This is a genomic window from Ruegeria sp. CDSC079 (assembly GCF_059610505.1).
This window is the reverse complement of the sequence record NZ_JBXWNT010000006.1, coordinates 329,984-352,522: the sequence shown is the minus strand read 5'-3', so window position 1 is coordinate 352,522 and position 22,539 is coordinate 329,984. Positions and strand designations below refer to the sequence as shown.

The following is a 22,539-nucleotide window of genomic DNA, read 5'->3' as shown; positions in this document are numbered from 1 at the left end:
CATTTTCAAGGCCGGGCATAATTGCCCGGCTTTTTCTTTGGTTCAGGGCACAGTGTTCTTGACGATGGCAAAAGCTGTGGGCAATTTGTCGGCGTACTTGCGCGGCAAAGGCGCAGGTTCTGCGGGCACCTGAACGTGTCGGCTGGGCTGGAAGACCTGCCATGATTTCTGAGGGTTCCGAAATCATGCTCGGGCACCTCTTGGATAGGCAAGCATGATCAAGGAGGCACGTGCCATGAGCACTCTGGATATCAATTTTGTTCGGTCGCAGTTCCCGGCTTTTTCCGAACCCAGCCTGCAGGGACAGGCATTTTTCGAAAATGCTGGTGGATCATATGCTTGCAAGCCGGTGCTTGATCGTTTGACGCGCTATTACACCCAGCGCAAGGTACAGCCCTATGCCCCTTATGATGCCAGCCGTCTGGCCGGAGAGGAAATGGACGAGGCCCGCGCCCGAATGGCTGCGATCATGGGTGTGGATGCAGATGAACTGAGCTTTGGCCCGTCGACCACGCAGAACACCTATGTTCTGGCGCAGGCATTCCGACAGTGGATGCAGCCGGGTGATGCGATTGTCGTGACAAATCAAGATCATGAGGCCAATTCGGGGCCTTGGCGCCGTCTTGCTGATGAAGGCATAGAGGTTCGCGAATGGCAGATAGACCCCGAATCCGGGTCTCTGAACCCGCAGGATCTTGAGGACATTCTGGACGAAAAGGTGCGTCTGGTCTGTTTTCCGCATTGTTCGAACGTGGTCGGGGAAATCAATCCGGTTACCGAGATAACTGCGATTGCACATGCGGCAGGCGCGTTTGTCTGCGTCGACGGTGTCTCTTACGCGCCGCATGGATTTCCGAATGTCGGTGATCTGGGACCGGATATCTATCTGTTTTCGGCGTATAAAACCTATGGTCCTCATCAGGGATGCATGGTGATCCGCCGGGCATTGGGTGAGCTGTTGCCCAATCAGGGGCACTATTTCAACGGCGATGTTCTTTATCAACGCTTTACCCCTGCAGGGCCGGATCACGCACAGATCGCCGCCAGTGCGGGGATGGCGGATTACGTCGATCTTTTATGCGAACATCATGACGGACCCGGAACTGGTGCTGCAGCGCGGGGGGCGTTTGTCCACGACCTGATGCGCGGGCACGAAATCGCCCTGCTACAACCGGTTCTGGATGCGGTTAAAGATCGCAATGCAGTCCGTCTGATCGGAACCTCTGATGCCTCGCGGCGTGCGCCAACGGTCGCGCTGGCGCTGAACCGAAATGCTGAATCTGTTGCTGCCAGTCTTGCATCGCATGGGGTTATGGCCGGTGGCGGAGATTTCTATGCCGTGCGTCCTTTACAGGCCATGGGTGTGGATCTGGATCAAGGTGTTTTGCGAGTCAGCTTTACGCATTACACATCGAAACGGGAAATTGATCAGCTTTTGAATGCGTTGGACGCTGTTTTGTGATCCAGTTCTGGCACTGCTGCGTAGAAAGGTAAACAATACGGAGCAGTCATGGGACCCAAGAGCCCGCCGATAGTTATGTGGTTTCGACAGGATTTGCGACTGTCGGACCATCCTGCACTCAGCGCTGCTTCGGCAACGGGGCGGCCAATCATTCCGGTCTATATTTTCGACGATCTCGGGCAGGCCTTGGGTGCGGCTCCTAAATGGCGCCTCGGCAAGGGCCTCGAGGTGTTTGACCGTGCGTTGGCGCAGTTGGGAAGCCGTCTGATCTTGCGACGCGGGGATGCGTTGGAGGTTCTGCAAAACCTGATCAAGGAAACCGGATCCACAGAGGTCTATTGGTCTCGGGCTTACGATCCGGACACGATTGCCCGAGATACAAGGATCAAGACGGCTCTGACCAAACTGGGCGTACAGCCCAAATCGTTTTCCGGGCACCTGCTTTTTGAGCCCTGGACCGTCCAGACCAAGACCGGAACGCCTTTTCGCGTGTTTACACCAATGTGGCGATCGGTACAGAGACGCGAGGTTCCATTTCCACATGCGCGACCCGCCGCGCTGGCCCCGCCGAAGGAATGGCCGCATACAGATACTCTGGAGTCGTGGGGAATGGCCGCGGGAATGAATCGCGGTGCATCAGTTTGCGCCCGCTATGTACAGCCAGGGGAAGACGCAGCGTTCAAAACGCTCCATCGGTTCTTGGAACGGCTTTCGGGGTATCCCGAAGCCCGGGATCAACTGGCCGAGGATGGAACGTCGGGCATTTCCGAATATTTATCGCTGGGTGAGATTGGACCGCGTAGCGTCTGGCACGCCCTCCAGGGCGCAGAGATGTTCGGCATGTCCGGTACCCAAGCCTATTTGCGACAGTTGGTTTGGCGTGAATTTGCCTATCATTTGATGTTCCATACGCCTCATTTGTTAAGCAACAACTGGAAACCGGAATGGGATCAGTTCCCTTGGGGCCAAAACGCCTCTAGCCCCGAGATCATTGCTTGGAAGCAGGCAAGGACAGGCATTCCCGTGGTCGATGCTGGGTTGCGACAGATGTACGTCACAGGTCGCATGCACAATCGCGCACGGATGATTGTCGCCAGTTATTTGACCAAACATCTGATGGCGCACTGGAAAATCGGTATGGGCTGGTTTTCCGATTGCCTGACCGATTGGGATCCGGCCTCAAATGCGATGGGTTGGCAATGGGTTGCTGGGTCCGGCCCAGATGCGTCCCCGTTTTTCCGTATTTTTAACCCCGAGGCGCAGCAAAAAAAATATGATCCCTATTGCGACTATGTGCGGAAATGGGTGGCCGAAGGACAGTCAAACCCGCCCTCGAGCGCACTTGATTATTTTGAAGCTATTCCCTGCAAGTGGGGTCTTGATCCGTCTGCGCCATACCCAAACCCTGTTGTGGGTTTGGCAGAAGGGCGCGCGCGCGCCTTGTCGGCCTACGAGGGCCGAAAAAGCCGGTAAAGAACTGAAAACTTGCCAGAAACACAAACTCGTTTTAGCCTTCTACAACAACCGCACAGGGGAGAGCGGATGGTTCTAACTACAATCGAAGGGCAGACAGACCTGCCAAGATATTTTGCACATGTTCTGAATATGCTGAACCAGATGGAGCAGGGGCAGCTTGATATTGCCTTGCCAGACGGTCGTGTATTTCGAACCGAAGGCAAACGCCCTGGGCCTGTCGCACGGGTCGATATTCACAATCCGGACGTATTTGCAAGACTTATCCGGGAGGGTGAGCTGGGGTTTTCAGACGGATATCTGGAAGGCGATTGGAGCACACCAGATCTGCGTGCCTTCATGGATCTAGTGCATCTGGGTACCGAGACCGTGTACGACGATTTCACCGGGAAATTTCTGGTACAGGCCTATGAACGCCTGCGCTTTTGGTTGCATCGAAACAACCGTCGACAGGCTAAAAAGAATATCTCTTATCATTACGATTTAGGTAATGAATTCTATGGGTTATGGCTAGATGATACCATGACCTATTCCAGTGCCTTGTTCGAAACCGGACAGGAAAGCTTGGAAAAGGCACAAACCGCTAAATACGCCAGTCTGGTTGATGAAATGGGTGCCAAACCCGGTGACCATATTCTGGAAATTGGCTGCGGATGGGGTGGTTTCGCCGAATATGCAGCAAAAGAGCGTGGCCTGCGGGTCACAGGCTTGACGATCAGCAAAGAGCAATTGAGCTTTGCCCGTCAACGCATTGAAAAAGAAGGACTTACAGATTTAGTTGATCTGAAGCTGCAGGATTATCGTGACGAACGGGGCCAATATGACGGGATCGCCTCTATTGAGATGTTCGAGGCGGTTGGTCAGAAATATTGGCCGGTTTATTTCGACACTATCCGTGATCGCTTAAAACCTGGCGCACAGGCAACCTTGCAAATCATTACCGTCGGCGATCATCGCTGGGATGTGTATAAGAATGGTGTTGATTTCATTCAGAAATATATCTTTCCGGGTGGGATGCTTCCGGCTCCGACAATTCTGCAGGAGCAGGTGGCGAATGCGGGTCTGACCGTGGTGAAGTCAAAAGAATTCGGCAAAAGCTATGATCTGACACTGCGCCGCTGGTACGAGACGTTCAATGACAAATGGGACGAGATTTCGGGAATGGGGTTTGATGAGCGTTTTCGCCGCATGTGGAATTATTATTTGACCGCTTGCGGCGCGGCCTTTGACACCGGCAACTGTGATGTGACACAGATCACCATAGCGAAACCTACTTAGTAAACGGACCTTTAGAATGCCCAGCGCCTCACGTCTTGTCGCAGCCCTTTGTCTGGCGGTGGTGGCATTTCTGGTTTCCAGCATGATCATAGCAAATGGTGAAGAAGGCAAAAGCTATGGCTACTTCACTGTCGTCAACATGGCCCTTGGGGTCGCGTGTGGTTGGAAAATCATGGGTAAGCGAACCGGCAAAGGGTGGACCGCTGCCGTCAATAACGGACTGACAGGCATTGCCTCGCTGGTGTTTTGGGGTCTTTTCGTTCAGGGCACCTATGAGATGTTCCGCTTGGCCATGCGCCACCGCTATGACGGCCCGTTCGAGGCCCTTATGGCGATATTCAAGATTGGCGTTGGCTATGGCGAACAGTTGTTAGCTCCGGAAATTCTGTGGACTTTGGCTATTGGCGCTCTTATCGCCGGTTTGGCGACGGAAGAAGCAAGCCGCCGCTGGCGCTAGCACCCAAATACCAACGCGAGATACCTTTGTGAACGATCTGTTTTTCTATGGCACGCTTCGGCATCTGCCACTGCTGCAACTGGTGCTTGGCCGTCCGCTGTCACGCTTGACTTTGTCAGAGGCCAAGCTGAAGGATCACGCGGTTTACAGCGTGCGCGACGAGGCATTTCCGATGATCCAGCCAGAACGTGGGGGCGTTGCGGATGGCCTTCTGGTTCAGGGCCTCGAACCCGAGGATTTCAGGCGACTGATTTTCTATGAAGGGGGGTTTGATTATGATCTGCAGCTGCAGCCCGTTGAACTGCCCGATGGCTCTGTTGTCGAAGTCAGCGTGTTCTTTCCCGAGCCTGACCTGTGGTCGCCCGGTGAGCTATGGTCCTTGCAGGACTGGGCAGACGCGTGGGCGGATTTGACCCTAACCGCCGCGCAAGAGGTCATGGGCTATTACGGCAAGGCCGATGCCCTCAAGATCGCGCGCAGTTTTCCGTCGATCCGAACCCGCGCCTGGGCCAAGCTGGGTGCACGCAAACGCGGAACCGGTGACGCGCGTGATCCGAAGAAGGATGTGATCGTACACGAGCATACCCATGCCTATATTGACTATTTCGGCATGCAGGAGGTTCAGCTTCAACACCGAAGGAATGACGGCACGATGGGGTCGGTGCTGAACCGCAACGGATTGATGCAGGGCAGTGCTGTGGTGGTTCTGCCATATGATCCGGGGCGTGATGCGGTGCTTTTGGTTGAACAATTTAGGACGCCGGTTTTCCTGATCGAAGACCCCGAGCCGTGGATGTGGGAACCCGTTGCAGGCATGATTGACCCCGGTGAAACGCCGCAACAGGCTGCGCGGCGTGAGGCGATGGAAGAAGCCCAGATCAACCTCAAGTCGCTTGAATTTGCCGGAGAGGCCTATTCGTCCAGCGGATCGTCCACCGAATACGTCTATCTTTACGTAGGGTTGGCCGATCTTGAGAAAACGATAGACGATGGCGGGCTTGCCTCGGAAGGTGAGGATATCCGCACCAAAATCATTCCCTTTGCTCAGTTCATGGACCAAGTCGACGGGCATGGGTTCAAGGATTTGCCGCTATTGTCACTGGCGCATTGGCTAGCTCGGAACAGAGACAGGTTGCGTGGGGCGTGATCGCGGCTTGTGGTTGTTGCGCAGCATCTGTAAATCTTCGTTGATACGTAAAGAAATGAGGGCGCCATGCGCATTGCGAAAGACCTTGCCGACGCAGTAGGGAAAACTCCGTTGATCCGGCTGCGCCGTATCAGTGAGGAAACCGGGTGTGAAATTCTTGGCAAGGCCGAGTTCATGAATCCTGGTCAATCGGTCAAGGACCGTGCCGCTCTTTATATCATTCGCGATGCCATAGCACGGGGCGATCTGAAACCTGGGGGCACCATCGTTGAAGGCACCGCCGGAAACACTGGTATCGGTCTGGCGCTTGTCGGGGCGTCGATGGGCTTCAAGACCGTGATCGTGATCCCCGAGACCCAGTCCGAAGAAAAGAAAGACATGCTGCGTCTTGCGGGCGCACAGTTAGTTCAGGTCCCGGCAGCGCCGTATCGCAACCCGAACAACTTTGTACATTACTCTCGCCGTCTGGCTGAAGAACTGGCGCAGACGGAACCCAATGGCGCAATCTGGGCCAATCAGTTCGACAACGTCGCCAACCGTCAGAGCCATGTCGAGACCACCGGCCCCGAGATCTGGGAGCAAACCGGCGGTAAAGTCGACGGCTTTGTTAGTGCGGTTGGTTCAGGTGGCACGTTGGCCGGTGTGGCCGAGGCCCTGCAGCCCAAAGGCGTCAAGATCGCATTGGTCGATCCGATGGGGGCCGGGTTGTATTCCTATTACAAAACCGGTGAGATCGCGATGGAGGGAAGCTCGATCGCGGAAGGTATTGGCCAGGTGCGGATCACCAAGAACCTTGAGGGGTTCAAACCGGATTTCGCCTATCAGATGACGGATAACGAAGCGTTGCCCTATATCTTTGACCTTCTGCGCGACGAAGGTCTGGTCATGGGCGGATCGACCGCCATCAACATGGCTGGCGCCGTGCGCCTGGCCAAGGATCTGGGTCCGGGCCATACCATTGTTACGATTCTGTGTGATTATGGCACGCGCTATCAATCTAAGCTGTTCAACCCGGAATTCCTGCGCGAAAAAGAATTGCCTGTTCCTGATTGGATGACCGAGGCGCCGCGTAGCATTCCGGGCGTTTTCGAGGACGTATGATGTTGCGGCAGGTCCGCCTGTTTCTGGCCCTTGTTTCACTTTTGTTTGCAGTTCTGTCTGGTCCTGCAACGGCCCAGCTTTCGGATCGGCAAAGTGACTACTATCAGGGTTGGGTAAAAACGGCGGATCGGGCCGAAGATGTGATCGAGGCCAATCGGGCCTCGAACGCTTCGCTGGAAAATCTGCGATCGGAAATTCATACCTATCGAGATGTTTTCAACAGCGCGCGTGGTGCAAATACCGAACGTATTCAGACCCTGGAAAGCCAGATCAAGGCTTTGGGTCCCGGACCGGAAGGTGATGCAACCGAACCGGAAGACATTGCTACGCTGCGTTCACATCTTGAAAACCAACTGAACGCACTGCGGGTGCCGCATATCATTTCCGACGAGGCCTTCAGTCGCGCCAACGGACTGATCGCAGAAATTGACCAGATCCTGCGAAATAGGCAGAAAAAAGAGCTGTTGGAGCGCGGCCCATCGCCACTGAACCCCAGCTATTGGCGACCAGCCTGGGTTGACCTGACTGAAGCGGGCCGAAGCCTTTTCAACGAGGCTGTGCAGAACTACCAAACAGACGTGGTGCATGAGCAGCTTCGCAAACAAGGGCTTGGAATTCTATTGCTGGTCTTCGTGGCCATTGTTTTGCTGGGCTATGGAAAACGTTGGTCCGAAGCTGCCGGGAACTATCTGCGTACCATAGGGGGGCAGGGAACTGGCGTATGGACATTCCTGACATCGCTGTTTCGGATAATTCTGCCATGGCTGGGTGTTTTGTTGCTGGTAAAAGCCGTCGTCCTGACGGGGATATTGGGATTGCGGGGAACCCTTCTGATACAAAACGTACCGTTCTGGGCGGCCATTGTTCTGTACTACGACTGGATTGGACGTCAGGTCTATGTAATGCAGCAGGCGCAGGGTTTCAGAAAGCTCTCGCCAAAGCGGATCACCGAGCTTCGAATCTACCTGGATCTGCTTGCCGTTTTTCTCATTTTGCACGATCTTGGGAACCTTTTCGAACAGATCGAGAATACTTCGGATGCGACGCGCGCGGTTGTGGGCTTCCCAGTTATTCTTGCAACTGCTCTGGTTCTGTTGCGTGCGCGGCAGATACGGCTTGCCGAGGTGCAGGCAGAACCTGATGGCAATGCCCGTGGAACCGGGGTCATCCAGCTGGTCGAATTCTTGCGCCGAGCATTGTTCCTGTTGGGAGTTGTCAGCCCAGTTCTGGCTGCCATCGGTTATAACAACGCGGCTGAGGCCATTGTTTTTCCAGCGGTAAAATCGTTGATCCTGATTGCCGCACTGATCATCCTTCAACGATTCCTGACTTCGGTTTATGGATTGATAACCCGCAAGGGTGAGGCAGCCCGGGACACATTGTTTTCGGTTCTGATTGGCTTTGCCATGGCCATTTTGGCCCTGCCGGTTCTGGCGCTGATCTGGGGCGCACGCGAGACCGATTTGTTAGAGGCATGGTCGCGGCTCCTTTTGGGGTTCGACATTGGGGGCGTGACCGTCTCGCCCAGTAATTTCTTTACTTTTCTGGTGGTTTTCCTGATCGGATACGGACTGACACGCGCCCTGCAGGGTGGGTTGCGGACCTCTTTGTTGCCAAAGACGAGCATTGATCCCGGTGGTCAAAACGCGATTGTTTCAGGGACGGGGTATGTCGGTATCTTTCTGGCAGCCTTGGTCGCTATCATGGTTGCGGGTTTCGATCTGTCGTCTCTGGCCATCGTGGCCGGGGCGCTCTCTGTCGGGATCGGATTTGGTCTGCAAACCATTGTCTCGAACTTTGTGTCCGGCATTATCCTTTTGGTCGAACGTCCGATCTCAAAAGGCGATTGGATCGACGTAAACGGGATGATGGGTTATGTGCGCGACATCTCGGTACGCTCGACCCGGATTGAGACCTTCGATCGAACAGATGTCATTGTCCCGAACTCGGACCTGATCAGCGGTGTTGTCACCAACTATACCCGTGGAAATACGATCGGACGCGTCATTGTCCCGGTCGGGGTGGCCTATGGTACCGATACCCGCGTGGTTGAGACAATCCTGGGCGAAATCGCCAACGCACATCCGATGGTATTGGCGAATCCGGCACCCAGCGTTGTGTTTCAGGGGTTCGGTGCGGATTCTCTGGACTTTGAAATCCGCGCCATTTTGCGGGATGTGAATTGGGTTCTTTCGGTGAAGTCCGACATGAACCATGAGATCAATCGCCGCTTTGTCGAAGAGGGGATCGAGATTCCGTTTGCTCAGCGTGATGTCTGGCTGCGAAACCCCGAGGCCCTTCAATCGTCAGGTAATGCGCAAATGCCCCCATCTGAGCCTGTTTCAGAGACAAAAGCGCCCCCGGCCTCTTCGCCCGCCGAATTGACCGAGGCTGATCTTTCCGACGGAGATGGTGACGAACCCTGAGGCAAGTTCGGACCTGAAACGAGCCAGAGAATTTTACGCTAATCGGGCCTTGCAAATCCTCAGGCGATAGTCCAAATAACGCCCGCACGGAGAGGTGGCCGAGTGGTCGAAGGCGCACGCCTGGAAAGTGTGTAGGCGGGAGACCGTCTCCAGGGTTCGAATCCCTGTCTCTCCGCCACAACACCAGCTCTTGTCTTGGACGCTTAGGTGTTTCACATCTCAGACATTGTTTTGGAGCCCCCCAGCAAAAAAGGCTCGGTAAGCGATTCACATAACCCATGTTGAGCGAATTCATCCAATTTAGATGGCCCAGAATTACTGTTTCTTGCAGGCAAGGGAATTTCAGGATGAGAGGCAGTCAAACTGTTGGGTAGGGCCTATTCCTGTGTCGGTTGGGTAACTACAGGTGAAAACTCGGCGCTCGGCTTGTTCGCTGATGCGTCTGTTGGGATATCAATACATCTACAACGCCAAGTGAACGCTATTCCTTGGCTGGTCCGTTTTGCGATAGGTGCGCCGCAAAATTGCGCCCGGAGGTTAGATGTTACTGTCTGTCGTCATTCCATGCATGAACGAAGAGGAGTCGATCCCCTTACTGGTGGAGCGCCTGATCGCTGCGACTGAACAGTGGAACGCCGAATCCGAGATTATTCTGGTGGATGATGGGTCTAATGACGAAACATGGCGCGCAATCTGTGCCCAAAGCGAGTTTCACCCGCGTATTCGCGGTTTGAAGCTATCGGGTAACCGCGGTCACCAGATCGCTCTGACAGCGGGGCTGAATGCAGCCCTAGGGCAGCGGATTTTCATGTTGGATGCTGATCTGCAAGACCCGCCGGAGCTTTTGTCGGACATGATGGCGATGATGGATCAGGGTTATGATGTGGTTTATGGGCGTCGGAGTGAGCGAAAAGGCGAAAGTTGGATTAAGAAAGTAACAGCTCATGGTTTCTACCGCATATTGAACCGGCTTTCGGACGTACCCATTCCAAATGACACGGGTGATTTCCGGCTTGTTAGCCGTCGGGCGCTGGATGCGGTTCTGAGTATGCCGGAACGCGCGCGGTTCGTTCGGGGCATGTTCGCTTGGGTTGGTTTCCGTCAAATCGGGATCGAATACATCCGCGACCCACGGATCGCGGGCGAGACCAAATACCCGATGTCCAAGATGATCCGCTTTGCGCTTGATGCACTGGCGAGTTTTTCGATCAAACCGCTGCAGATCGCCACACGAATGGCCTTTCTGACACTGATTATCGCCGCGCTGATGGCGGTCTACGTCTTTTGGTCCTTGATCCTTTACAACGCAGTTGCGGGTTGGGCGTCGACGGTTCTGGTGATCAGTTTCTTTTCGGGTATCCAGCTGTTGACGCTTGGAATCATGGGGGAATATCTCGGACGTCTGTATATCGAGGCCAAAAACCGACCACTCTATTTTGTAGATCAAGAGACCTCAGAGATTTCGGACACCATAGTAGAAGAGAAGACCGCGCAGAAATGAGCGAACGGCGCCGCATAATCCGGTTTGCCATCGTGGGCTTATGCGTGGCTGGTTACTACATGCTGGCCTATCTGGGCCTGTTGCGCGTGTTTCATTCGCCTTGGATCGCCAATGCAATGGCTTTTGGGTCCGCAATCCTGATCCAATATATTGGGCAGACAGTCTGGACCTTCGGGCAGGCGCTGGTGGTTCCTGCACAGTTTGGGCGGTTTCTTTGCATGGTCGGAGTTGGGCTGCTGGTTTCAGCTGCGATTACTGGACTGGCCGGCCCTCGTTTTGGCCTGAGCGAAGCTGCCTCGGCCGCTGTCGTTGTAGTTGTTCTGCCTGTGATCAACTTCGCGTTCCTACGGCTGTGGGTCTATAAACCGCAGAATTCAACCTAGAGATTGGCAATGTCGCATATCTATTCAAACGAGTTCTTTGACTATATTGACCAGGGCGCCAGGCGGTCCGCAAACAGGCTAATTGCTTGCCTTCTAGGAAAAATTTCTGCGGACAGTGTCGTGGACTTTGGCTGCGGGCGGGGTGTGTGGCTGTCGGAGTGGCAGGCCGCGGGTTGCAAGGATATTGCCGGTGTCGATGGCGATTATGTGGATCGTGACAAGCTTGCGATACCGGCTGAGGCGTTTATCGGTGCAGATCTGTCCGAACCGGTCGAGCTTGGACGCCAGTTTGATTTGGCTCAGTCGCTTGAGGTCGGTGAACACTTGCCGCATGACGCGTCGGCCAGCCTGGTTCAGAGCCTGACCACACATAGCGATCTGGTCCTGTTCTCAGCCGCCGTTCCGGGGCAGGGCGGCGAGTTTCACATAAATGAACAGCGCCTGTCCTTTTGGCAGGGTTTGTTCGCTGAACGGGGATACACGGCCTATGATTGTTTGCGGCCTGAGATGTTCGGGGATCAATCGATCGAACCCTGGTATCGGTATAATTCTGTCCTCTATGCGAACCAATCAGGGGCAGTCCGGCTGTCTCAGGACGTGCTGGATACCAAAGTCGCGCCCGGCGCGTTGAAAGAGGTCGGCAGTTTAGGCTGGACCCTACGCAAGCTGGTTGTGCGTGCCTTGCCCCGGTCGGCTGTCACCGCTATCGCTCAGGTCCGGGCCTCTGCTATTGCAAGGTCATATGGCGACAAATCATGACGGAAAAAACATCTCGGCAGGAGTTTCTTTTTCTGTCCCTGCTTTGCACCGCTGCGTTGTTCCTGATCAACTGGCCACAGCTTTTCGACCCTTTCGTGCGTCATGATGATTTCCCGGCGCTGCTGGGCTGGACCGAGATTGCCTACCACAAGGCCTTGGATGAAGGTCGTTGGTTGAACTACTGGTGGCAGTTCCGGCCATTTCTATGGCCCTCACAGATAAGCATGTATCTCTATAACATAGCCTGGGGCTTGTTCTCGGCTGCGGCGGCAGTCGCGATCATGGAGCGTTCGGACCCGATCTGGTACAAAGGTTATCTTGCGCTATTCATTGCGTTTTCGGTTCCAGCATTCCTGATTTCATACTGGTTCAACACGTTGCTGCCGGGGATCTGGGTTATCACCTTGTACAGCCTGGCAATTCTGTTTCTTCCGCATCGTGTGTCGCTGGCCCTGTTGGTTCTGGCAGTGCCCTTATCCTTCATGGCCTACACGACCTATCCGTTCCTGTTGCTGACACTGATCCTACTGTCAAACAAGGCACCAAAAACCTATACAAACGTCGCTGTTACGTTGATCATTTTCTTTGTCAGCCTGGTTCTGGCGCTCCTGTGTGTTTACACCCTGAACTACTTCTACCATGGGATATTTGGTATTCCGGTTGCTGAATGGCGTGGGCCGAACGAAGTAAATTCGGTCGATGACCTGCTGCTGAACCTTACCAAGGTCAAAGTATTCCTCCGATCCATCATCTATACAATGGGCGGAGGGACAATCAGCTATGGCTTGATGCTCTTGGCCCTATTTGCAGGTGCCTGGGGGTTCATGTTTACCCGAAGACGGCTGTTTGCCGTCGCGATCCTGATGGCTGCACTTGCTGGCCTGGCACCGCTTATCCTCAAGGCGATGATGTCGGGGGTGCAGGTCCCGGTTCGGGCGTTGAACTGGCTTTGGATCTTGTTTGGGGTGGTGCTGACTTCGTGTGGGGTTCAGTTTCTGCAGTCTTCAAAAAGATGGTTAAGTGTTTCGCGTATCTTGTTGATGTGCGTGTTGATGATCAATTTGATGCTCATTGGAAAAACATCGTTTATGTTCATCCCGCCTTGGCAAAAAGCAACGCGCGCATTGGCGCAAAGCCTGCCTGAACAGGTCGAAACCGTATATATCTATGGGCATTTTCTTGGCGTGAATGGCGCGGCAGACGCCAGAGTTCAATTCGAACGGGGGCTGCGGTTGCGGTTAAACTATCTGACCGGGGCCGAGATCATCATGTGCTGGAAGCAGCCCGATAGATGCGATGGGATTACACCTCCGTTCGATCCAGGCGACTGGGTCTCGACGCCTGTTGTCGCATCAACTGGTGACCAGGCCTTTATCCTTTTGCCGCGTCCCAATCTGGGGCCCTGATCAAAAGGTGAGTTGTAACAGGTTTGAGAAAATTCTATGAATGCGCCCACTTGGGCTGTCCGGCATTCAAGGACACAGACCCCAACCCCTGTTGGAACACCCGGACATGATTGACCTGAGCGACCACAAACCCCTGCGAAAAAGTCGCAACTATCTGATTTATCAGCACCCCGAGGTCGAAGGGGCGCTGCTGAAAGTGCGGGTGGACGAACCTGTGCGTAGCCATTTTCTGCCGCGTTATGCCGAATGGCGCTATGGCAATCTGCGCCAATGGAACCGCGAAGCAAACGAATATCTGGCGGCGCTCAACCGTGGATGCCCCGAGATCGAGAGGTTGGCGCAATTCATGGGATATGCGCCAACATCAGCGGGCCCGGCGATAGTGGTGGAAAAACTGACCGGCCCGGACGGAGATCTTGCGCCAACCCTGCATTCGGAACGCGTCGCGCTGGCCAAGGATCAAGCCGGACGTGAACGTCTTCATGCTGAATTGATGGAACTGTTTGACGATCTCGAAAGCGGCCGGATCATTGTGGGTGACATGGGGTTCGAAAACATCGTTCGTGCGCAGGAAAGAAGCGGCAAGCTGACCGTGATTGACGGCGTTGGCGAGAGGGTTCTTTTTCCGCTGTCACTGGTCAGCGAAACAGCGTTCCGCAAGTCAATCGACCGCCGGCGACAGAGGATGTCGAGTGGCTTTGGTTTAATGAAGACCTGACCACTAAACTGCTACGCGCAAGGGAAACGCGCGTTCGACTTCTCTTGCTATCTCCGCAATCAGGGCTTTTGTCACGGCGTTGCGGTTGTTCATCTGAACCCGTGCGACATAGGCAAGCTCTGGAGGGGTCGGAAAGACATCGTTGATGACTTCCATGTCTGGTGTAATGTGCATCCCGTTCAATAGCGCTATGCCCAGCCCAGATCGAACAGCCGACTGGATTCCTGCTGCACTTGGACATTCCAGGATATTGTCAAAACGGTGGTCCTGCTGCTGACTGTCTTCCATTCCCCATCTTCGGTAGAAACACTGTGTGTCAAAGGACAGAAACGGAACCGGTTCTGACAGATTCAGACGATAGTCGGGTGATTTGACCCAATGAAGGGAATCCTGAAACAGGATCAGATCTTCGGGCTGCACGTCGTTGCGAAATATCTGAATCACCGCCAAGTCTAATTCACCTCCCTTCAACCAATCCTGAACATTCAGGCTTTGACCAGTGCGGGTTCGTACGCGAACATCGGGGTACAGCCGCGTGAAACGTCCAAGAATTTGGGCGATCCCGCTGGTTGTCGCATCCTCGGTCATGCCAAGCCGCAAATGGCCGGTGAGCGGCCTGTTACCAAGTGAGGCCACCGCTTCGTCATGCAGAGTGGTAATTCGACGGGCGTATTCACAAAGACGCAGCCCGTCTTCGGTGAACAGGGGGGCACCTTTGCGACGAGTCAGCAGTTTGCAATTCAGTGCGCGCTCTAAACGGCCGATCTTATGGCTGACTGCCGATTGCGAAAGCGCCAGATGTCGGGCCGCACGGGTTACACCACCATAGGTCGCGATTGCGAGCAGCGCGCGCAAGGCGTCTATTTCCAAACGTTCGTTCATGATTTCCCATGACAGATTTTGATCATTGAATGATAATCATTCATTTGCGGCAAAGGCAAATGTCAGATTAGGTATCGCGAACACAATGTACGCGGAGCTTCGAAATGAACAATCTATACCCGGAGGATATCACAGACTTCGAACATCAGTCGGCATGCAAATCTGGTCCGCTGACGCTGTCTTCTTCTTTCGGCAAAGGAAAGTGTAACTGATGACGGAAGACAGAACAGCTAACCGCCGCCTGACAACACTGTTTGAGATCACCGGATCGGTTCTGGCCATGGCTTATGCCTTGCTGATTGCTTCGAATATTGGCGCTGAGATTCTTGGATTCTCTCTACTGTTGGTGTCGTCTGCACTGTTTGCCGCATGGGCATTGATTGATCGGCGCTGGACGTTTTTGCTGTTGCAGGCGTTCTATGCGACCTCTGCCATTATTGGACTGATCCGTTGGGCATAAACTTGGTGTAGGGTTGCCGCCAGGAACTTGTTAGGACGGGTCTATGACGGATCAGGACAGAATCGATATCGGCTTTCTGCTGTTTGATGGCTTTCCGATGGCTTGTTTGACATCGGTGATCGAACCCCTGCGGGCGGCCAATGAAATCGCAGGTCATCAAGCGTTTAGATGGTCGCTGGTTTCTGAACGTGGTCAAAAGGTTCAGTCAAGCGCAGGGGTTGGGTTCGAAGCAGATCGCGCGTTGGCGGACTGCAGGAATATCGACATTCTATTCCTGCTCAGCAGCCCGTCTTCGGTCTTTGACAACGCTGTTAGCGGCAATGCCTTGCTGCGTGGTCTTGGGAGGCACGGAACAGTTCTGGGCGGGATCAGCGGTGGCGTATTCCCTCTTGTGCGATCCGGTGCAATGGCAGGTCAGCCGGTCTCGGTCCACTGGTGCTATGAGGCGGCTTTTGAGGTCGAGTTTCCCGATATGGACGCCCGGAGCGAAGTGATCGTGCGCACCGTGACGCGCTATACCGCCGCCGGTGCAGCGGCAGGGTTCGACCTGGCACTGCATTTGGTTCACGATCGCTTGGGCGGTGACATTGCGCATGAGGTTGCGTGCTGGTTTCAACATCCGATGATGCGCGGTGCGGCAGTGCGTCAGCAGGTGCCCAATGCGACAGCGCCGAAAACGGGAGACCGCCTTCCACCGCTTGTTTCACGCAGCGTTGAAATGTTTGCCGCCAATATTGGTCAAGCGATCTCGATTGCCGAAGTTGCGAAACAAATGGGCGTCACACCTCGTCAGATCGAGCGGGCATTCAAACAGGCAACCGGACACAGCCCCAGCCATTATTACCGCACAATGCGGATGAAAGCGGCGCGTCAGATGGTGGTTTATACCAAAGACCCCATTTCCCAGATCGCAGCCGCTGTCGGCTATGGATCTGTTGCGCCCTTGGTGACACATTACCGGTCGGCTTTTGGCCTGAGCCCCAGCGAGGACAGGCGCCGCATCAACCGTTTCCGGGTTGAGGATAACGCCCCTTTGCCCTCGGTCTAGGCGCTGACTAAAGCGCCGATCGCATCGCCGTCAGGATCGCATGGTGCAGAGATTTGGCGGACGAGCGCGGACCGTACAGGCTGTAGTGATCCGAACCACGACACAGCACGAAACAGCCAATATGGTGGATCGAGCTGCGCGCCGCCGTTCCCTTAGTCAATATGCGCAGATCCAACTGGCACAAAAGCTCCAGCACTGCTTGAATGTTCGCACCAGCCAAGTCGAAACGCACCCAGGCATCGGTCTGTTCCGTGACAGAGGCCGCAGACCCAATGGCAGATTTTACTTGCGTAGCAAGGTCCTCGTGCGTGTCATGCGGTGCTTCAACCATCCATTGCTCTGGCCCCGCCCAAAAGGCGGTGATTGCGGTTCCTTCAAACCTCTGGACCTTTGGTGCCTCAGCGCCAATTAGTTTCTTCAATGCGGCTTTGGCCGCTGTTTCCTGACCGAGCCGCGCCGCGACTGATACCAACGCCACGCCCGGTATTTCGGAACAGGTGGCAGGCCCAACCGTGTCTACCCGAGGGTCAGCCGCGCCGAGGGCGGTTATCGCAACCAGATTATCCACGCAGACGTTCTCCTTCCGGGTCAACGAAATGGGCCGAGACAATTTCCACCTCGACCGTCAGGTCCGTCAGCGGAGAGACAAGGCGCATTTTCTCGCCCAGCCTGTCGCCGCCGTTTTTCAACAATCCCAGCCCGATATTGCTGCTCAGAATGGGTGAGTAGACGGCTGAGGTGACATAGCCCTGATCATGGGCTGCATCGACCGGGCCGTCAGTGTTCATCAGGTGGCCACCGGCGGTTACCTTGTTTTCAGGCTCCAACGGTTTGATCCCCACCAGCATCAGTGCATCGGGTTGATTCAGTCCCTCGCGTTCCGACAGAGTTGATCCGATGCTGTCCTTCTTTTTGGACACCATGCGGCCCATTCCCAGGTTCAGGGCGGTTGTGGTGCCGTTCAACTCGCTGCCTGCAGCATGGCCTTTTTCGACCCGCATGACGCCCAGTGCTTCGGTGCCATAGGGGACAACGTCGAACTCTTCGCCCTCGGTCATCAGCCGCCGCATCAGCGCGTCGCCATAGCGAGAGGGAACCGCGATTTCGAATGCCAACTCGCCAGAGAACGAAATCCGGAACAGCCGCGCCCGATGGCCGCCACACACGGTGATGGTGCCGCAGGCCATGAAAGGGAAGCCCTCATTCGAGATGTCGAATTCCGGGTCGACGATCTTTTGCAACAGCTTGCGCGAATTGGGCCCGGCGACCGCATATTGCGCCCATCCCTCGGTGGTGGAAATCAACTGCACGTCCATGTCCGGGCACAGGCACTGGCGCACGAACTCCATGTGGCGATAGACCAATACGGCATTTGCGGTCGTTGTGGTTACGACGAAATGATCCTCGGCCAGTCGCGCGGCGGTGCCGTCATCCATGGCTATGCCATCTTCGCGCAGCATCAGGCCATAGCGGGTTTTGCCGACTGCCAGCTTGGCGAAAGCATTGGCATAGACGCGGTTCAGGAACGCTGCCGCATCGGTGCCCTGGACGTCGATTTTGCCCAATGTCGTGCAGTCGCACACCCCGACCGAGGCACGCGTCTGACGCACTTCACGGTCCACGCTCTCGCGCCAATGGGTCTCGCCGGGCAGGGGGAACCACTGCGCACGAAGCCAGTTTCCAACCTCGACAAACACCGCGCCGCGTTCTTCGGCCCAGTGATGTGAGGGCGTCAGGCGCGTAGGGTGGAACTCTTTGCCCTTCATCCGGCCTGCGAAAGTAGCAATCGGGACGGGGGTATAGGGCGGGCGGAAGATGGTGGTACCGGTCTCGGGGATCGACTTACCGGCCAGCTCGGCCATGATCGCCAGCCCGCCGATATTCGAGGTCTTGCCCTGGTCCGTGGCCATGCCCAGCGTGGTATAGCGTTTCAGATGCTCGACCGAACGGAAGCCCTCCTGATAGCTGAGACGGACATCCTTGACCGTCACATCGTTCTGTTGGTCAAGCCAGGCGCGTTTGCAGCCCTGGACGTACCAGAATGGTGTCTGCGCGATGGGCGCGTCCTCGGCCTCGGGCAGATCGGGTTTGGCACTGGTCAGGTCCAAAGCGGCGATTGCGGCCTCGGCGCCAGAGCGCAGCGCGCCGTAGGTCGACATATCGCCGTTTGCCGCGCCGGCAACGGACATGCCCACCGGCAGGTCCGCGCCGGGAACAAAGGCGGCCAGCGTCTCATCCCAGGTGGGGCGGCCCCGCTGATGACAGGTCATGTGGACATTCGGGTTCCACCCACCAGAAACGCCCAAGGCACCACATTCCAATGTCCGGGTTGAGCCATCGGGCAGGGCGACTTCGACAAAACTCAGCCCCAGACGGCCCTTGGTATTTGTGACCTGAGCGCCCTGTAGAACTTCGTATTCGTGGCTGATTGGCGCGTCCTTGCGTACATCGATCACCGCGGTGATTTTCACACCTTTGGCGTGCAGATCAGCTGCGGTGCGGTGACCGTCATCATTGTTGGTAAAGACCGCGACGCGCTGCGATACCGCTGCTCCAAACCGGTTGGCATAGGTCCGCAGGGCGCTGGCTGTCATGATGCCGGGGCGATCATTGTTTTCGAACGCGATTGGCCGGTCGGTCGCGCCTGCGCACAGCAGCGCCTTTTGGGTATAGATACGCCACAGGATTTGCCGGGGTTTGCCTGCGGGCAGACTGGGCAGATGATCGCCCGTACGCTCGACTGCGCCATAAATTCCGTGGTCAAACGCGCCGATCACCGTGGTGCGCGGCATCAGGCGCACATTGGGAAGCGCGGACAGCTCGGCCACAGCCTGCGCCGCCCAGTCAGACGCCGCAGCATCGTCTATGGTGAGTGTTTCGCTGTTCAGGCGACCGCCCAGGGCGAAATCCTCATCCGCCAGAATTACATCCGAGCCCGCACGACCCGCGGTCAATGCCGCCATAAGACCGGCTGGTCCGGCACCAATGATCAGCAGATCGCAATGGCGAAAACCCTTGTCGTATTCGTCCGGGTCCTCTTGCATCGAAAGCGATCCAAGCCCGGCTGCGCGACGGATTGTAGGCTCGTACAGCTTTTCCCAGAAGGCTGCAGGCCACATGAAAGTCTTGTAGTAGAAACCCGCAGACAGGAAGTCGGAAAACATGTCATTCACGGCCAGCGCGTCGAATTTCAGGCTGGGCCAGCGGTTCTGTGATCGCGCCTCAAGCCCCTCGAACATCTCGATGGTTGTTGCGCGGGTATTGGGTTCTTTGCGGGCGCCCGAGCGCAGTTCGACTAGGCCGTTCGGCTCTTCGGATCCTGCGGTCAGCAATCCGCGCGGACGGTGGTATTTGAAAGACCGCCCGATCAGACGCACATCATTGGCCAGCAAGGCAGATGCCAAAGTGTCGCCGGGATGGGCGGTATAGCTGCGCCCGTCAAAGCGGAAGTTCAGCGTTGTATTGCGGTCGATCTGTCCGCCATTCAGCCGGTTCACCTGCGTCATTTGGAGCGCCCCCGTTCGCGGGCCACATCGCGGGCCAGTTCCACCTTTGAAATCTCGTGGGTCAGCGTGTTGCGCGTGACGACCAGCCAGGATCGGTCACCTGTTTCGTGGTACCAAAGTTCACGGTGCTCGCCTGCCGGGTTGTCACGCAGATAGGCATAGTCGTGAAAGACCTCGGCGGCATTTTCCGCCTGCCAATCGGGGCGGTCAATCAGCGCGGCGTCGCCCAGATAGGTGAATTCCGATGCGTCGCGAGGCCCAAGAAGGGGGTGGTTGATTATCATGTCTGCTGTCCCCTTTAATGCAGGTTGGGCTGATTGCCCGCGCCTTTTTCGTCGATCATCCGGCCGGTGCGGAACCGGTCCAACCGATAGGCTGTTGCGACAGGGTGCGGTTCGTCCTTCGCAAGCAGATGTGCAAAGCAATAGCCCGAAGCCGGAGTTGCCTTGAACCCGCCATAGCACCAGCCCCCGTTGAAATAGAGGCCCTCGACCGGCGTTTGGTCAATGATCGGAGAGCCATCCATCGACATGTCCATCACGCCACCCCACATCCGCAGCAACCGGGCGCGTCCGATCATCGGCATCAATGCCATGCCACCTTCGCAAACATCCTCGACCACGGGCAAGTTGCCGCGTTGGGCATAGGTGTTATAGCCGTCAAGATCGCCACCAAACACCAGCCCGCCCTTGTCGGACTGACTGACATAAAAATGCCCCGCGCCATAGGTGATGACACTGGGCAGGACAGGCTTTAGCCCCTCAGATACAAAGGCTTGTAGAACGTGGCTTTCGATAGGCAGGCGCAGTCCGGCCATCCCCATAACGCGCCCCGAACTGCCCGCAACGGCGCATCCGACTTTGGAGGCGCCGATAAAGCCCCTAGTCGTTTCGACCCCAAGACATTTGCCATCTTCGATCCGCAGCCCGGTAACTTCACAGTTCTGGATAATATCGACGCCATGCAGGTCGGCTGACCGGGCATAGCCCCAGGCCACCGCATCATGGCGCACGGTGCCTCCACGCCGTTGAACAAGGCCGCCCTTGATTGGAAAGCGAGCGTCGTCGAAATTCAGATAAGGGTGTTCGCGCCGCACCTGATCTGCGTCCAGCAATTCGGCATCGGCCCCGTTCAGGATCATCGCATTGCCACGTCGCGTATAGGCGTCACGCTGTCCGTCTGTATGGAACAGATTGACGATACCGCGCTGACTGACCATTGCGTTATAGTTCAGGTCCTGCTCGAGCCCTTCCCACAGCTTCAGCGAGAACTCATAGAACGGCTCATTCCCATCCAGCAGGTAGTTCGAGCGAATGATCGTGGTGTTTCGGCCCACATTTCCGCCACCGATCCAGCCTTTCTCGATTACGGCAACATTTCGTTGGCCGTAGATTTTGGAAAGGTAATGCGCGGTTGCCAGACCATGCCCGCCGCCGCCGATTACGATGATGTCGTAATGGGCCTTAGGTTCAGGTTCACGCCAGACCGGCTTCCACCCTTTGTGGCCGGTTAGCGCCTCTTTGATAACTCGAAAGCCGGAATATCTCATGAATCGGACCTTTTCTTCCAAACTTCATTATTTTCGTGCGCGGCGATATCCCCATATGCGACATGGGTGTGTCTGAATCAGACCCTCAGGCACAAGAAATAAGGCCGGAAAACCAATCGGTGAAATCCGATACCTCGGCTGAGTTGCGAAGGACGGATAAAAAATAGCCCTCACTGGCGGGTGCGGAATCTTTGCTGGCAAGGCGGACTTTGCCCGATTTCAGGGCTTGCTCTGCGATGATAGAATTCACCAGCGCAACACCGCTGCCTGAAACAGCAAGTTGCAGGGCGAGGCCATAGGAATCCACAAAATATGATGGCTTGCGCAGTTTCTGGCCGGTGATTTCACCCCATGACGCCCAACTGTCCGATGTGCCAACGGATTCGATCAGGGGCAGTTCAAGCCAATTGCCGCTTAGACTCGGCGACACCACCGGGACAAGGCGATTGGGATTCAACGGTTTCGCATTTTTCCCGACTTGTTTTTCTGAACCAAAGCGTACCTCAATATCGGCGCGCGATGCTGCGTATTCGTCAGGCCAGATCGTGCTGACAAATCGGAGTGAGGTTTCCGGGTGCTGGGCCTGAAATTCGGGTAGTGCCGGCGAGATGACCCATTCGATAATACTGATGGAGGCTGCGACCGTGATATGGCGTGCCTTTTCCTCGGCCAAATAGGGTGAGGCGGCGGAGTGCAGCATGTCCAAGGCTGCCTCGACCTGTGGCAGCAGCTTCCGCCCTTCATCCGTCAAAGAAAGACCGCGCGCGTGGCGGTGGAACAGAACGACGCCCAGACGGGTTTCCAAGGCTTTGATTTGTTGGCTGACTGCGGATTGCGTCAACCCGATTTCATCCGCTGCAGCAGTTGAACTAAGCCGCCGCGCCGCTGCTTCGAACGACCGGAACCACGTCAGGGGAGGGAGTGTTTTTGCCATCGGTAATCAACCTATTAGTGTTGTTAATACCTAAGGCTCAAGTTCTTTC

At 55.7% G+C, this 22,539-nt stretch carries 20 protein-coding genes and 1 tRNA gene; 15 read left to right on the top strand and 6 right to left on the bottom strand.

Annotation, left to right across the window (positions count from 1 at the left end; genetic code table 11):
• The first annotated feature begins 235 nt into the window (after window positions 1–235).
• The 13 genes from AC2FIC_RS14130 to AC2FIC_RS14070 all read left to right on the top strand — a co-directional run bounded on the left by AC2FIC_RS14130 (window position 236) and on the right by AC2FIC_RS14070 (window position 14,111).
• A complete protein-coding gene (locus tag AC2FIC_RS14130; protein ID WP_496690670.1) occupies window positions 236–1,462 on the top strand; it encodes an aminotransferase class V-fold PLP-dependent enzyme in 1,227 nt (408 codons plus the stop codon).
• Window positions 1,463–1,510: 48 nt separating this feature from the next.
• Window positions 1,511–2,935, top strand: a complete 1,425-nt coding sequence (locus AC2FIC_RS14125; RefSeq protein ID WP_496690669.1) for a cryptochrome/photolyase family protein — start codon at window positions 1,511–1,513, stop codon at window positions 2,933–2,935.
• A 69-nt stretch (window positions 2,936–3,004) separates the two neighbouring features.
• Window positions 3,005–4,213, top strand: coding sequence for an SAM-dependent methyltransferase (locus tag AC2FIC_RS14120; RefSeq protein WP_142634227.1), 1,209 nt, complete (start codon window positions 3,005–3,007; stop codon window positions 4,211–4,213).
• 16 nt (window positions 4,214–4,229) lie between these two features.
• The gene (locus AC2FIC_RS14115) at window positions 4,230–4,670 is read left to right on the top strand and encodes a TrgA family protein (protein ID WP_142634225.1); all 441 of its coding nucleotides are present in this window, start codon (window positions 4,230–4,232) and stop codon (window positions 4,668–4,670) included.
• A 28-nt stretch (window positions 4,671–4,698) separates the two neighbouring features.
• A complete protein-coding gene (locus AC2FIC_RS14110) occupies window positions 4,699–5,817 on the top strand; it encodes an NUDIX domain-containing protein (protein ID WP_496690668.1) in 1,119 nt (372 codons plus the stop codon).
• Between the two features lie 66 nt (window positions 5,818–5,883).
• Window positions 5,884–6,918 carry a cysteine synthase A gene (locus tag AC2FIC_RS14105; RefSeq protein ID WP_142634220.1) on the top strand — a complete coding sequence of 345 codons (1,035 nt, stop codon included), beginning with the start codon at window positions 5,884–5,886 and terminating at the stop codon, window positions 6,916–6,918.
• A complete protein-coding gene (locus tag AC2FIC_RS14100; protein WP_496690667.1) occupies window positions 6,918–9,344 on the top strand; it encodes a DUF3772 domain-containing protein in 2,427 nt (808 codons plus the stop codon). The genes AC2FIC_RS14105 and AC2FIC_RS14100 overlap by 1 nt, the downstream gene beginning before the upstream one ends.
• 88 nt (window positions 9,345–9,432) lie before the next feature.
• A tRNA-Ser gene (locus AC2FIC_RS14095) sits at window positions 9,433–9,522 on the top strand.
• A 363-nt stretch (window positions 9,523–9,885) separates the two neighbouring features.
• Window positions 9,886–10,845 (top strand): glycosyltransferase family 2 protein, encoded by a 960-nt coding sequence (locus AC2FIC_RS14090; protein ID WP_496690666.1) that lies wholly within the window; start codon window positions 9,886–9,888, stop codon window positions 10,843–10,845.
• Window positions 10,842–11,228 carry a GtrA family protein gene (locus tag AC2FIC_RS14085; protein WP_496690665.1) on the top strand — a complete coding sequence of 129 codons (387 nt, stop codon included), beginning with the start codon at window positions 10,842–10,844 and terminating at the stop codon, window positions 11,226–11,228. Before AC2FIC_RS14090 ends, AC2FIC_RS14085 begins: the two co-directional genes overlap by 4 nt.
• A 9-nt stretch (window positions 11,229–11,237) precedes the next feature.
• The gene (locus AC2FIC_RS14080) at window positions 11,238–11,987 is read left to right on the top strand and encodes a methyltransferase domain-containing protein (protein ID WP_496690664.1); all 750 of its coding nucleotides are present in this window, start codon (window positions 11,238–11,240) and stop codon (window positions 11,985–11,987) included.
• Window positions 11,984–13,393: a hypothetical protein gene (locus AC2FIC_RS14075; RefSeq protein ID WP_496690663.1), complete on the top strand. Its 1,410-nt coding sequence runs from the start codon at window positions 11,984–11,986 to the stop codon at window positions 13,391–13,393. The genes AC2FIC_RS14080 and AC2FIC_RS14075 overlap by 4 nt, the downstream gene beginning before the upstream one ends.
• 40 nt (window positions 13,394–13,433) lie before the next feature.
• A complete protein-coding gene (locus tag AC2FIC_RS14070) occupies window positions 13,434–14,111 on the top strand; it encodes a YrbL family protein (protein ID WP_496690662.1) in 678 nt (225 codons plus the stop codon).
• 3 nt (window positions 14,112–14,114) lie between these two features.
• Here AC2FIC_RS14070 and AC2FIC_RS14065 read toward each other — a convergent pair whose 3' ends face one another.
• Window positions 14,115–14,993, bottom strand: coding sequence for a LysR family transcriptional regulator (locus AC2FIC_RS14065; RefSeq protein WP_496690661.1), 879 nt, complete (start codon window positions 14,991–14,993; stop codon window positions 14,115–14,117).
• Between the two features lie 211 nt (window positions 14,994–15,204).
• On the opposite strand from AC2FIC_RS14065, the gene AC2FIC_RS14060 reads away from it, so the two are divergent.
• Entirely contained in the window at window positions 15,205–15,453 is a 249-nt protein-coding gene (locus AC2FIC_RS14060) for a hypothetical protein (RefSeq protein ID WP_142634203.1), read from the top strand.
• Between the two features lie 43 nt (window positions 15,454–15,496).
• Window positions 15,497–16,501 carry a GlxA family transcriptional regulator gene (locus tag AC2FIC_RS14055; protein WP_496690660.1) on the top strand — a complete coding sequence of 335 codons (1,005 nt, stop codon included), beginning with the start codon at window positions 15,497–15,499 and terminating at the stop codon, window positions 16,499–16,501.
• A gap of 7 nt (window positions 16,502–16,508) precedes the next feature.
• On the opposite strand, the gene AC2FIC_RS14050 is transcribed toward AC2FIC_RS14055, so the two are convergent.
• From AC2FIC_RS14050 to AC2FIC_RS14030, 5 genes are all read right to left on the bottom strand, one after another.
• Window positions 16,509–17,069 carry a sarcosine oxidase subunit gamma gene (locus AC2FIC_RS14050; protein WP_496690659.1) on the bottom strand — a complete coding sequence of 187 codons (561 nt, stop codon included), beginning with the start codon at window positions 17,067–17,069 and terminating at the stop codon, window positions 16,509–16,511.
• Window positions 17,062–20,007, bottom strand: coding sequence for a sarcosine oxidase subunit alpha family protein (locus AC2FIC_RS14045; RefSeq protein ID WP_496690658.1), 2,946 nt, complete (start codon window positions 20,005–20,007; stop codon window positions 17,062–17,064). The genes AC2FIC_RS14050 and AC2FIC_RS14045 overlap by 8 nt, the downstream gene beginning before the upstream one ends.
• The gene (locus AC2FIC_RS14040; protein WP_496690657.1) at window positions 20,004–20,291 is read right to left on the bottom strand and encodes a sarcosine oxidase subunit delta; all 288 of its coding nucleotides are present in this window, start codon (window positions 20,289–20,291) and stop codon (window positions 20,004–20,006) included. Before AC2FIC_RS14040 ends, AC2FIC_RS14045 begins: the two co-directional genes overlap by 4 nt.
• A 14-nt stretch (window positions 20,292–20,305) precedes the next feature.
• Window positions 20,306–21,556 (bottom strand): sarcosine oxidase subunit beta family protein, encoded by a 1,251-nt coding sequence (locus AC2FIC_RS14035; RefSeq protein WP_496690656.1) that lies wholly within the window; start codon window positions 21,554–21,556, stop codon window positions 20,306–20,308.
• 85 nt (window positions 21,557–21,641) lie between these two features.
• Entirely contained in the window at window positions 21,642–22,490 is an 849-nt protein-coding gene (locus AC2FIC_RS14030) for a LysR family transcriptional regulator (protein ID WP_496690655.1), read from the bottom strand.
• Between the last annotated feature and the right edge of the window lie 49 nt (window positions 22,491–22,539).